This window comes from Achromobacter sp. Marseille-Q4962 (assembly GCF_943737005.1).
Lineage (GTDB): Bacteria > Pseudomonadota > Gammaproteobacteria > Burkholderiales > Burkholderiaceae_B > Achromobacter.
Genome location: NZ_CALSFU010000008.1, coordinates 49930 through 62140 on the forward strand (window position 1 = coordinate 49930; position 12211 = coordinate 62140).

12 protein-coding genes are annotated in these 12211 nt (G+C 68.0%); 8 read left to right on the forward strand and 4 right to left on the reverse strand.

What is annotated here, in order from left to right; all coding sequences use genetic code 11:
• Window positions 1–14 precede the first annotated feature (14 nt).
• Entirely contained in the window at window positions 15–842 is an 828-nt protein-coding gene (ppsR, locus tag NGJ44_RS08710; RefSeq protein ID WP_053245253.1) for a posphoenolpyruvate synthetase regulatory kinase/phosphorylase PpsR, read from the reverse strand.
• A gap of 169 nt (window positions 843–1011) precedes the next feature.
• Between ppsR and ppsA the strand changes: the two genes are divergently transcribed.
• Window positions 1012–3375, forward strand: a complete 2364-nt coding sequence (ppsA, locus tag NGJ44_RS08715; protein ID WP_053245252.1) for a phosphoenolpyruvate synthase — start codon at window positions 1012–1014, stop codon at window positions 3373–3375.
• A 175-nt stretch (window positions 3376–3550) separates the two neighbouring features.
• Here the strand turns inward: ppsA and NGJ44_RS08720 are convergent, their stop codons facing one another.
• Window positions 3551–4420, reverse strand: coding sequence for a bifunctional transcriptional activator/DNA repair enzyme AdaA (locus NGJ44_RS08720; protein ID WP_251863696.1), 870 nt, complete (start codon window positions 4418–4420; stop codon window positions 3551–3553).
• 134 nt (window positions 4421–4554) lie between these two features.
• Entirely contained in the window at window positions 4555–5331 is a 777-nt protein-coding gene (locus tag NGJ44_RS08725; protein ID WP_251863697.1) for a glutamine amidotransferase, read from the reverse strand.
• Window positions 5332–5488: 157 nt separating this feature from the next.
• Here NGJ44_RS08725 and NGJ44_RS08730 point away from each other — a divergent pair, with 157 nt between their 5' ends.
• The 3 genes from NGJ44_RS08730 to NGJ44_RS08740 all read left to right on the forward strand — a co-directional run bounded on the left by NGJ44_RS08730 (window position 5489) and on the right by NGJ44_RS08740 (window position 8188).
• Window positions 5489–5923 (forward strand): NfeD family protein, encoded by a 435-nt coding sequence (locus NGJ44_RS08730; RefSeq protein WP_251863698.1) that lies wholly within the window; start codon window positions 5489–5491, stop codon window positions 5921–5923.
• A 133-nt stretch (window positions 5924–6056) separates the two neighbouring features.
• Complete coding sequence (locus tag NGJ44_RS08735; RefSeq protein WP_053245249.1) at window positions 6057–6983, forward strand: SPFH domain-containing protein; 927 nt, start codon at window positions 6057–6059, stop codon at window positions 6981–6983.
• Between the two features lie 23 nt (window positions 6984–7006).
• Window positions 7007–8188 carry a sensor domain-containing diguanylate cyclase gene (locus NGJ44_RS08740; protein ID WP_251863699.1) on the forward strand — a complete coding sequence of 394 codons (1182 nt, stop codon included), beginning with the start codon at window positions 7007–7009 and terminating at the stop codon, window positions 8186–8188.
• A gap of 3 nt (window positions 8189–8191) precedes the next feature.
• On the opposite strand, the gene smpB is transcribed toward NGJ44_RS08740, so the two are convergent.
• A complete protein-coding gene (smpB, locus tag NGJ44_RS08745; protein ID WP_053245250.1) occupies window positions 8192–8656 on the reverse strand; it encodes an SsrA-binding protein SmpB in 465 nt (154 codons plus the stop codon).
• Window positions 8657–8866: 210 nt separating this feature from the next.
• On the opposite strand from smpB, the gene NGJ44_RS08750 reads away from it, so the two are divergent.
• The 4 genes from NGJ44_RS08750 (at window position 8867) to NGJ44_RS08765 (ending at window position 12161) form a co-directional block, all read left to right on the forward strand.
• Window positions 8867–9301, forward strand: a complete 435-nt coding sequence (locus tag NGJ44_RS08750; protein WP_053245251.1) for a type II toxin-antitoxin system RatA family toxin — start codon at window positions 8867–8869, stop codon at window positions 9299–9301.
• Window positions 9291–9626, forward strand: coding sequence for an RnfH family protein (locus tag NGJ44_RS08755; protein WP_251863700.1), 336 nt, complete (start codon window positions 9291–9293; stop codon window positions 9624–9626). The genes NGJ44_RS08750 and NGJ44_RS08755 overlap by 11 nt, the downstream gene beginning before the upstream one ends.
• 208 nt (window positions 9627–9834) lie before the next feature.
• Complete coding sequence (locus NGJ44_RS08760) at window positions 9835–10989, forward strand: acyl-CoA dehydrogenase family protein (protein WP_251863701.1); 1155 nt, start codon at window positions 9835–9837, stop codon at window positions 10987–10989.
• Window positions 10986–12161, forward strand: a complete 1176-nt coding sequence (locus NGJ44_RS08765; RefSeq protein WP_251863702.1) for an enoyl-CoA hydratase/isomerase family protein — start codon at window positions 10986–10988, stop codon at window positions 12159–12161. The genes NGJ44_RS08760 and NGJ44_RS08765 overlap by 4 nt, the downstream gene beginning before the upstream one ends.
• The last annotated feature ends 50 nt before the right edge of the window (window positions 12162–12211 follow it).

Genomic DNA, 12211 nt, shown 5'->3' on the forward strand with positions numbered 1-12211 from the left:
AGCCGCCTCTGGGCTCAGGCCTTGTCCAGCCCGACTTCCTGCAGCACGGTGGTGGAGATTTCCTCGATGGACTTGGTGGTGGTGGACAGCCACGAGATGCCTTCGCGGCGCATCATGCGTTCGGCCTCGGCCACCTCGTAGCGGCACTGCTCGAGCTGGGCGTAGCGGCTGTTGGGGCGGCGTTCGTTGCGCACTTCCGCCAGCCGCTCGGGCTGGATGGACAGGCCGAAGAGCTTGGAGCGGTAGGGGGCGATGGTGGAGGGCAGGGCGCCGCGCTCGAAGTCGTCGGGCGTGAGCGGGAAGTTGGCCGCCTTTACAGCGTACTGCATGGCGAGGTAGAGGCTGGTGGGGGTCTTGCCGCAGCGCGACACCCCGACCAGGATCACGTCGGCCTGGTCGAGCTGGTTGACGAACTGGCCGTCGTCGTGGGCCAGGCTGAAGTTGATGGCGTCGATGCGATTGCGGTACTTTTCCGAGTTGGCCGCCATGTGCGAGCGGCCGATGGAATGGCTGGATTTGAGACCCAGCGCCTGCTCGATGTGGCTCACGAAGGTTCCGAACAGGTCGAGGAAAATGCCGTTCGCCTGGCGAACGCGCGCCAGGATGTCGGGGTTGACCAGGGTGCTGAACACGATGGGCGGCACGCCCGTGTCCTGGGCGCTGCGGTCGATGCGGGCGGCCACCTCGGCGGCTTTTTCCAGGGTGTCGACGAAGGGCAGCCGCACGGGCTTGAATTCCACCCCCTCGAACTGCGAGAGCACGGATTGGCTGAACGTCTCGGCGGTGATGCCGGTGCTGTCCGAAACGATGTATACGACGCGGGCGTTGGGGCTTGATGTCATGTGTAAAAAATTCCAACCGGGCGGATGGCCGGATGTGCTCCACCGAGTACAATCAGGCCCCGATAAGTCACCCCAAGGGGCGGTTCCAGGCCAGTTTGGTCAGCGTGTGGATGGCTCGATCCATACCCTGACCAAACTCGCTTTCATTCCATTGTAAAAGGTGACTTCAATGTCGTATGTCGTTTCGTTCGAGCAGCTCCGCATGACGGACGTGGACTCGGTAGGAGGCAAGAACGCATCACTGGGCGAAATGATCAGCCAGCTCGCGGGCGCGGGCGTGCGCGTGCCGGGCGGTTTCGCCACCACCGCGGAAGCATTCCGCGATTTCCTCAAGGCTTCCGGGCTGGACAAGCGCATTGCCGACAGGCTGGCCGCGCTGAATCCGGAAGACGTGCGCGAACTGGCCTCGGCGGGCGCCGAGATCCGCCAGTGGATCGTCGACGCGCCGTTCTCCCCTGAGTTCGAAAAGCAGATCCGCGACGCTTTCGCCGCGCTGGACGCCGACGGCAAGGGTTCGTTCGCCGTGCGTTCGTCCGCCACCGCCGAAGACCTGCCCGACGCCTCGTTCGCCGGGCAGCAGGAAACCTTCCTCAACGTGGTGGGCATCGACGACGTGCTGGACAAGATCCGCCACGTGTTCGCTTCGCTCTACAACGACCGCGCCATCTCGTACCGCGTGCACAAGGGCTATGCCCATGCCGACGTGGCGCTTTCGGCCGGCGTGCAGCGCATGGTGCGTTCCGACAAGGGCAGCGCCGGCGTCATGTTCACCATCGACACCGAGTCGGGCTTCCAGGACGTGGTGTTCATCACCTCGTCCTACGGCCTGGGCGAAACTGTGGTGCAGGGCGCCGTGAATCCCGACGAGTTCTATGTGTTCAAGCCCACGCTGGCCAGCGGCCACCAGCCCATCGTGGGCCGGCGCATCGGCTCCAAGCTCATCAAAATGGAATTCGACCCGGAACGCCCCGGCGGCCGGGCCGTGCGCACGGTGGACGTCCCCGTGTCGGAACGCAACCGCTATTCGCTCACCGATGACGAAGTGATCGAGCTGGCCCGCTACGCGGTCATCATCGAGAAGCACTACGGCCGTCCGATGGACATCGAGTGGGGCCGCGACGGCATCGACGGCAAGCTCTACATCCTGCAGGCGCGCCCCGAAACCGTGAAGTCGCAGCAGGCCGGCCATGACGTGCAGCAGCGCTACCGCCTGAAGGCCACCGGCCAGGTGCTGATCACCGGCCGCGCCATCGGCCAGAAGATCGGCTCGGGCCCGGTGCGCGTGGTGGCCGACATTTCCGACATGGACAAGGTCCAGGCCGGCGACGTGCTGGTCACCGACATGACCGATCCCAACTGGGAGCCGGTGATGAAACGCGCCTCCGCCATCGTCACCAACCGCGGCGGCCGCACCTGCCACGCAGCCATCATCGCGCGCGAGCTGGGCATCCCGGCCGTGGTCGGCTGCGGCAACGCCACCGACGTGCTGAAGGAGGGCCAGTCCGTGACGGTGTCGTGCGCCGAAGGCGACGAAGGCCGCATCTACGACGGCCTGATCGAGACCGAGGTCGAGGAAGTCCGCCGCGGCGAAATGCCGGCCATCGACGTGAAGATCATGATGAACGTGGGCAACCCCCAGCTCGCCTTCGACTTCGCGCAGATCCCCAACGCCGGCGTGGGCCTGGCCCGCCTGGAGTTCATCATCAACAACAACATCGGGATCCACCCCAAGGCGGTGCTGGACTATCCGAACGTGGACGGCGAGCTGAAGAAGGCCGTGGAATCGGCCGCCCGCGGCCATGCCAGCCCGCGCGCTTTCTTCGTCGAGAAGATGGCCGAAGGCGTGGCCACCATCGCGGCGGCGTTCTATCCCAAGCCGGTCATCGTGCGCATGTCCGACTTCAAGTCGAACGAATACCGCAAACTGGTGGGCGGCTCGCGCTACGAGCCCGAGGAAGAGAACCCCATGCTGGGCTTCCGAGGCGCCTCGCGCTACATCGCCGAGGACTTCGCCGAGTGCTTCCGCATGGAATGCGAGGCGCTCAAGAAGGTGCGCGACGAAATGGGCCTGACCAACGTCGAGATCATGGTGCCGTTCGTGCGCACGCTGAGCCAGGCGGATCGCGTGGTGAAGCTGCTGGCCGCGCACGGCCTGGCGCGCGGCGAGAATGGCCTGAAGCTCATCATGATGTGCGAAGTGCCTTCCAACGCCATCCTGGCCGACGAGTTCCTGCAGTACTTCGACGGTTTCTCGATCGGCTCCAACGACATGACCCAGCTCACGCTGGGCCTGGACCGCGACTCCGGCATGGAGCTGCTGGCCGCCGATTTCGACGAACGCGACGAGGCCGTGAAGTTCATGCTGCGCCGCGCGATCAAGGCGTGCCTGGCGGCCAACAAGTACGTGGGCATTTGCGGCCAGGGCCCCAGCGATCACCCCGACTTCGCCCAATGGCTGAAGGACGAGGGCATTCTCTCCATGTCGCTGAACCCCGACACGGTGGTGGATACCTGGCAGCGCCTGGCGAAGTAGCCGGTCCACCGCCGAGGCGCCGTGGACCGGCAAAGCCGGATCCACGCGCCCCCGGCTTGGGGAACGTTCTGGTTTTGGGCCCTCGTGTCTTGCGGGGGCCGCGCGAGGGAGATTGAGTCGAGAACCCCCCGGCGCCCGTGAGGGCGCCGTTTTTTTTTTGTTGGCGCGGCGCGTTTCAGGCGCGGGCGGGGTCTGGCGCGGGATGGGCGTTGCGGGCTTCGCGGGCGATGAGTTCGCGTTTGCGGTCGATGCCCCAGCGGTAGCCGGCCAGCGAGCCGTCGGTGCGCACGACGCGGTGGCAGGGGATGGCCAGGGCGACGGGATTGGTGGCGCAAGCGCGCGCCACGGCGCGCACGGCGCGCGGCGAGCCGATGCGGCGGGCCAGCTCGGTATAGGTAATGGTCGAGCCCGGCGGGATGTCGCGCAGCGCCTGCCATACCTTGCGCTGGAACGCCGTGCCGCGCACGTCCAGGGGCAGGTCCAGCCCCACGGACGGATCTTCCACGAAGCCCACCACGGCGGCCACCCAGCGTTCGAATTCCGGATCGCCGCCGATCAGGCGGGCGGCCCGGAAACGGTCTTGCAGTCCGCGCACCAGGCTGTCGGGGTCTTCGTCCAGGGCGATTTCGCAGACGCCCGCAGGGGTGGCGGCCACGAGCAGCGCGCCCAGCGAGCACTGGCCGACCGCGAAACGGATGTCCACGCCTTCGCCTTTCTTGCGGAAGACGGTGGGCGTCATGCCCAGCATGGCGGGCGCAGCCTCGTAAAAGCGGCCGCTGGAGTTGAAGCCGGCGCTGTACATGGCGTCGGTGATGCTGGCGCTGCGGTCGAGCTGCTGGCGCGCGCGGCGCGCGCGCAGGGCGTCGGCATAGGCCTTGGGCGTGATGCCGGTGACCGCCTTGAAAACGCGGTGGAAATGGAAGCGGCTCATGCCGGCCTCGCGGGCCAGGGTGGAAAGATCGGGAGGCTCCTGGCTTTCCAGCGCGCGGCAGGCGCGCTCGATGGCGGCGGTGTGCTGTTTCGGCAGGGCGGCGGCTTGATTCATGCTGGACTCCTGGAGGGGCGCCGGCGGGCGGGGCCCGCCGTTGTCGCGCTTTGATCGGAGCATCTCAATTCCGGGCCCGGCCCGCACTCCGCTTGTTGCGCTGCCAGGGCTTCGCCTTTCCGCGTTGGCCCCTCTTAGGCGGCCGCGTGCGCCAGGGGCGCCGCGCTCGCGGGCGCGCAGGTGTCGAGAAAGCGCCGGACCAGGCTGCAGGCCACGGGCGTGGCGCGCGCGTTGGCGACCAGATTGGGCACGTCCAGGTGCTCGGCGGCATAAGCCCGGCCGTGCAGTTCCAGGTGCGCGCGGATGAATTCGGGGCTGAACTCCGGGTGGAACTGGGTGGAATAGATGTTGCGGCCGATGCGGATCATCTGGTGGGCGTCGAGGTCGGAACGCGCCAGCACGGTGGCGCCGGGCGGCGTCTGCAGCACGGTCTGCGCGTGCAGCGTCTGGGCCGGGAAGCTCTGGGGCAGGCCCGCGAGCACCCGGTCGCCGGCGGCGGCGGGCTGCAGTTCTATGGTCTGCGTACCCACTTCGCGGCCGGCGGGGTTGTAGCCGACCTTGCCTCCCAGCGCGTGGGCCAGCAACTGGTGGCCGTAGCAGACGCCGAACATGGGCAGGCCGGCCGCGGCCGCCTCGCGCAGCCATTGGGCGGCCGCCTCGCTCCAGGGATCGAGGTCGGTGACCATGGCCGGCGAGCCCGTGATCAGCGCGGCCCGGTACGCGGCCGGCGGCCCGGGGAGCCGGCCGGCATGGACGGCCACGATCTCGGCCTCGCCAGGCTCGAGCCTGGCGGCCCGGGCCATCTGTTCGGCGTAGCCGCCGAACCGGTTTCTGAGGACGTCTTCGGGATCGCCGGTGTGCAGGATGAGCACGGGCAGGGGGGCGACAGGGTCGGAAGCGGCAGAAGTCATGGGGAGAAAAGGGCGACGGGCGCGCGGGACGGCCCGCGGCGCCGATGGTCAACGCGGACATGATAATGCACGGCGTGCGAGGGCGGGCGTTTCCGTTCCGTCCCGGAATACGTACAATCACCTGACTCACAACCTACTTACAGGCGACCCGGACATCATGTGGATTTGGCTTGGGCTGGCCGCGCTGGCGCTCATCGGGGAGCTGGCCACGGGAACCTTCTATCTGCTGCTGGTGGCCCTCGGATTGGCCGCCGGCGGCGTGGCGGCATGGTTCGGCGCCCACATCGAATGGCAGCTCGTCGCCTGCGGCGTGGTGGTGCTGCTGGGGCTGGCGGCGCTGCGCAAGGCGCGCGTCCTGAAAAAGCGCGAAGTCGATCCCGGCCGCAACGCCGACGTAAACCTGGACATCGGCCAGACCGTCATGGTCGATGCCTGGGCCGCCAACGGCACGGCGCGGGTCTGGTACCGCGGCGCGCACTGGCAGGCCGAGCTTGCCGCCGGGCAGCCGGCCCACGGCGGCGAGCACGTCATCACCGAGCTGCGGGGCACGCGCCTGGTGCTCACCCCCAAGGACGCGGCGGGCGGCCGCTAGGGCCGCCGCCCGGAGGAGCGCACGGCCGGAGGGCGCACCGCCATGAGGGCGCACCGTCAAGAGGGCGCGCCGCCAAGAGGGCGCACCGCCAAGAGGGCGCGCCGCATTTCCCATTCGTAATGAGGGTTCTATCATGATCGAGACATCCACCATCGTCCTGCTCGTCATCGTGGCGCTGGCCATCCTGATCGTCGTCAAGGCGATCGCCATCGTTCCGCAGCAGCATGCCTGGGTCGTCGAGCGGCTGGGCAAGTTCGACCGGGTGCTGTCTCCCGGGGCGGGCTTCGTGATTCCCTTTGTCGAGCGGGTGGCCTACCGGCACTCGCTCAAGGAAATTCCGCTGGACGTGCCCAGCCAGGTCTGCATCACGCGCGACAACACGCAGCTGCAGGTGGACGGCGTGCTGTACTTCCAGGTCACGGACCCGATGCGCGCGTCCTACGGCTCGTCGAATTACATCTCCGCCATCACGCAGCTCGCGCAGACCACGCTGCGCTCGGTCATCGGCAAGATGGAGCTCGACCGCACTTTCGAGGAGCGCGAAGCCATCAACAGCACCATCGTGTCGTCGCTGGACGAGGCGGCGCTCAACTGGGGCGTGAAGGTGCTGCGCTACGAAATCAAGGATCTGACTCCGCCCAACGAGATCCTGCGCGCGATGCAGGCGCAGATCACGGCCGAGCGCGAGAAGCGGGCCCTCATCGCCGCGTCCGAAGGCCGCCGCCAGGAGCAGATCAACATCGCCACCGGCGAGCGCGAGGCGGCCATCGCCCGCTCCGAGGGCGAGAAGCAGGCGCAGATCAACCAGGCTCAGGGCGAGGCGGCGGCGGTGCTGGCCATCGCCGAGGCCACGGCCAAGGCCATCACGCAGGTGGCCGGCGCTGTGCGCCAGCCGGGCGGCATGGAGGCGGTGAACCTCAAGGTGGCCGAGCGCTACGTCGAGGCGTTCGGCAACGTGGCCAAGGAAGGCAACACCCTCATCCTTCCGGCCAATCTGTCGGACGTGGGCGGCATGATCGCCTCGGCCATGACCATCGTGAAGTCCACGCGCAATCCCTGAACCCGCGTTCCGGCGCGCCGCGCATGATCGCTCCCGTCCACCTGCTGCTGACCGCCGTGCTGGCAGGGGTCCTGGCGCTGTGCGTGCTGGGGTCGCTGGCGCGCAGCGGCATGGCGGGCATCGCCGACACCATGCGCGCCAATGTGCTGCTCGTGCTGTCCATGCCTCTGCTGGCGCTGCAGCAGTATGAAGCGCCGCTGTGGCTGTGCGTGATCCTGGCCAACGCGGGCGTGGCGCTGGCGCTGTGCGCCTATTTCTCGGGACTGCGGCGCGCGCTCGGGCTGCGGGTGCCGCGCCGCCTGATGGCGCTGTGCTGCGCGGCGGCGCTGGGCGCGCTGGTCTACTACACCTATGCGGCGCCGTCGATGCCGCGACGGGTGGCGGCGATGTCGTGCCTGATGCTGGCCTTCATGCTGGGCACGGCGGCGTCGGCGCGGCGCGCCATGCCCAACAACCGTTCCGGCTACAGCTACCGCTACGTCTGGTGGGTGGGCGTGGCGCTGGCGGCGGTCTGCGGCGGACGCGCCGTGCTGTACCTGGCCGAGGTGATGCAGGCGCAGAATGCCCTCGACCTCAAGGCCTGGAACGCCGTCTTCATGGTGCCCAGCGTGCTGGCCATGCCGTGCCTCACCATGGGCACCATCATGATCATCCACGACCGCATGCTGGCCGAGCGCGAGCGGGAGGCCAACACCGATTTCCTGACGGGCCTGATGTCGCGCAAGGCGTGGTGGCTGCAGGCCGAGCGCTGCTGCGCGCACGCCCTGCGCACACGCCGGCCGCTGGCGCTGATGCTGCTCGACATCGACCATTTCAAGCAGATCAACGATGCGCTCGGGCATGCGGCGGGGGATGCGGTGCTGCGCCATTTCGGGCTGCTCGCCACGGCCACGCTGCGCGCGGGCGATCACGTGGGAAGGGTCGGGGGAGAGGAGTTCGGCGTGCTGTTTCCCGACATGCGCGCCGAGGCCGCGATGGAAGCCGCGGGTCGGCTGCTGGCGTCGGTCAGGCGCACGCCGTGCAGCCATGCGGATGGGGCGATTTCGTACACCTTCAGCGCGGGCGTGGCGGATTGGGTGCCGGGCGAGAATCTGCAGGGGCTGTATGCGCGCGCCGACCGCGCGCTCTACGCGGCCAAGGCGGCAGGCCGCAATCGCGTCGAAGGGCCGGGCGCGCCCGCGCAGTCGCTGGCGGCCGCGGCCTGAGGCTCAGCTATCGCGCCGCGAGCGCGTATCGTGCTTCATGATGCGTTCTTTCTCGCGCTGCCAGTCTTTCTCGCGGGCGGTGTCGCGCTTGTCGTAGAGCTTCTTGCCGCGGCCCAGCGCGAAGTCCAGCTTGATGCGTCCGTTCTTGTAGTGCAGGTTGAGCGGCACCAGCGTGTAGCCGCGCTGTTCCACCTTGCCGATCAGCTTGCTGATCTCCTCGGCCTTGAGCAGCAGCTTGCGCGTGCGCATGGCGTCGGGATGAATGTGCGTGGAGGCGGTGGGCAGCGGGCTGACGTGCATGCCCAGCAGGTAAAGCTCGCCGTCGCGCACGATGACGTAGCTTTCCTTGAGCTGCACGCGGCCTTCGCGGATGGCCTTGACTTCCCAGCCTTGCAGGACGAGGCCCGCTTCGTAGCGGTCTTCGATGAAATAGTCGTGTGAGGCCTTGCGGTTGTCGATGATGCTCATAAAGCCGGAATGAGTGTGAAGCCGGATTGCGGCGGGCCGGCAGCGCGCGGGTCCGACGGGGGGAGCTGATCGCGCGGGTCTGATCCCTCAAATCTTCGGGAAGGCTTGCCGGTTCTTGTCGCCGGTCTTGCCGCCGCGCGATCGGGCCGGGCCGGCCCGGACTGCCCGGTGCCGGTAAAATCCCGTCATTCTAGCCATTTGCGATAGCCGATGCACAAAGTCCAACGCTCCGTCCTCGTGCCCTACAGCGCCGCCCAGATGTTCGACCTGGTGGCCGACGTGGAAAAGTACCCCGAGTTCATGCCCTGGTGCGGGGGCGCGGAGGTGCAGCGCCGCGACGAGCACGGCATGCAGGCGTCCATCCTCATCAGTTTCGCGGGCATGAAGCAGCGCTTCACCACGCGCAACACGCACGATTACCCGCGCCGCATCGACCTGGAACTGGTGGACGGGCCGTTTTCCAGCCTGGCGGGGCACTGGGAATTCCAGGCGCTGGCCGAGGACGCCTGCAAGGTGTTGTTCACCATGGAGTACGCATTCTCGAACCGGCCGCTGGAGATGGTGGTGGGCCCCGTGTTCAACCGCATCGCCACCAGCTTCATCGATTCGTTCACCAAGCGCGCGCAGGCCAAGTATGGGGAATGACGCCACCGTGAAAGTCCGTGTCTGCCACGCGCAGCCGGGACGAGCCTGGATGCGCGAGCTGACGCTGCCGGCCGGCGCCACGGTGGCCGACGCGCTGGCCGCCAGCGGCTATGCGCAGGCGTTTCCCGGCCAGGACCCGCTGGCGGGCGGGGTGGGCATTTTCGGCAGGCTGGCCTCGCCGCAGGATGCGCTGGCCGATGGCGACCGCGTGGAAATCTATCGCGGCCTCGTCTTCGACCCCAAGGAATCGCGCCGCCGCCGCGCCGAGCACCGCCGCGCGGCTACGGCCCGCAACGGCCGCATCCGGCCGGCCGGACTGCTGTAAGGGCCTCCAGCCTGCGCCGGGCCTGTCCGGCCCGCCGCCGCCGGCACATTGTCACGAACAAGACAAATCGCGCCGCCGCTTCTGGCGTAATATGGCTTTCAGTCAGCACTTACGTTTACGTTAACGTCATTCGTGTAAAAATCGCGGGGCCGGTGCGCGCAAGACGCGGGCAGCCCCGAAGCGACAACGATCAGCGAGGAGACAGGCTGTGGATTTGGAACTCACCGACGAACAGCGCGCGTTTGCGCAGGCCGCGCGCGACTACGCCCAGGGCGAACTGGCGCCGAACGCGGCGCGCTGGGACGCCGAATGCATCTTCCCGCGCGAGGCATTCGCCCGCGCCGGCGAGCTGGGTTTCTGCGGCATCTATGCCAGCGAGGAAATCGGCGGCCTGGGCCTGCCTCGCCTGGACGCTACGCTGGTCTTCGAGGAAATGGCGGCGGTGGACCCGTCGACCACGGCATTCCTCACCATTCACAACATGGCGACCTGGATGGTCGGCAACTGGGGCCAGCCCGGCCTGCGGCAGGAGTGGGGGCCGGCGCTGGCCAGCGGCCAGAAGCTGGCGTCGTACTGCCTGACGGAGCCGGGGGCCGGTTCCGACGCGGGCTCGCTTTCCACGCGCGCGCAGCGCGACGGCGGCGATTATGTGCTGAACGGCGCCAAGGCCTTTATCTCGGGCGGCGGCGACACCGATCTGCTGGTCGTGATGGCGCGCACCGGCGGCGAGGGCCCCTCGGGCATCAGCGCCTTCGCGGTGCCGGCCGGCAGCGCCGGCATCAGCTATGGCCGCAAGGAAGAGAAAATGGGCTGGAACAGCCAGTCCACGCGGCCCATCGTGTTCGAGAACGTGCGCGTGCCCGCCAGTCACATGCTGGGCGAGGAGGGCGAGGGCTTCAAGATCGCCATGAAGGGCCTGGACGGCGGGCGCATCAATATCGGCACCTGCTCGGTGGGCGCGGCCCAGGGCGCGCTGGACGCGGCGCGGCGCTACATGGACGAGCGCCGCCAGTTCAACCGCCGCCTGGCCGAATTCCAGGCGCTGCAGTTCAAGCTGGCCGACATGGCCACGCACGTGGTGGCCTCGCGCCAGATGGTGCGGCTGGCGGCGTGCAAGCTGGATGCCGGCGCGCCCGACGCCTCGACATACTGCGCCATGGCCAAGCGCTTCGCCACCGACCTGGGCTTCCAGGTGTGCCTGGACGCGCAGCAGATCCACGGCGGCTACGGCTACCTGCGGGACTATCCCTTGGAGCGCCTGGTGCGCGATACTCGCGTTCATCAGATTCTGGAGGGGACCAACGAGATCATGCGTGTGATCATCGCCCGCCAGTTGTTGGAAAAAGGAGCCGACCTGCGATGAATGTCCCCGTGCTGTTCGAAGAATTGACCGCCGCCAATGGCATGCGCCTGGGCGTGGCCACCCTCAATGCGCCGCAAACGCTCAACGGGCTGTCGCTGGAAATGGTGGAGCTGCTGTCGGCTCGCCTGGAAGAATGGGCGCAGGATCCCGGCGTTGCGCTGGTGGCGCTGCAAGGGGCGGGCGACAAGGCCTTCTGCGCCGGCGGCGACCTGCACGGCCTGTACCGCAGCATGAAGGAAAACGAGGGCAAGGGCCCTTGGGGCAATGCCTATGCGCGCCGTTTCTTCGAGCAGGAATACCGCCTCGACTATCGCATCCATACCTATCCCAAACCCGTGCTCTGCTGGGGGCACGGCATTGTCATGGGCGGGGGCATCGGGCTGATGATGGGCGCCAGCCACCGCGTGGTGAGCGAGTCTTCGCGGCTGGCCATGCCCGAGGTCACCATCGGCCTGTTTCCCGACGTGGGCGGAAGCTGGCTGTTGAACCGCATGCCGGGGCGCACCGGCATGTTCCTGGCGCTGACCGGCGCGCAGATGAACACCTCGGACGCGTTCTTCGCGGGCCTGGCCGATTTCCGGCTCAATCACCAGGACTGGCCGCGGCTGCTGGAATCGCTGCGCGAACAGCCCTGGGCCGGCCAGGCCGCCTCGGCCGAGCAGGGCGGCATCGCGCCGCGCTCGATCAACGACGGCCTGCTGCGCCGCGCGCTGGCCGCGCTGGAGCCGCAGACGCCGCTGGAGCCGGGCCACCTGCGCCAGCATTCCTTCCTCATCAACAGCCTGTGCAGCGGCAACCGCCTGGACGACATCTACGATGAGCTGGCAGCGCTGCGCAACCACGACGATCCCTGGCTGGCGCGGGCGGCCAACACCATGCTGGCGGGTTCGCCGGGCTCGGTGCGGCTGGCTTTCGCGTTGCAGCAGCGACTGCGCCTGCGCTCGCTGGACGACGTGTTCCGCGCCGAATACGTGGCGGCGCTGGCCTGCGCCGCGCACGGCGATTTCGCCGAGGGCATACGCGCGCTGCTCATCGACAAGGACAAGAAGCCGCGCTGGAATCCGGCCACGCTGGAAGACGCCTCCGATGCCTGGGTGCAGAAGTTCTTCGACGAACCCTGGCCCGAGGACGAACCGCATCCGCTGGCCGACCTGGGCCGGCAGGGCCGCTGAACGCGCGCCGGGATTTCCCCTATTCATAAACCGACAATGGCAGGAGACAA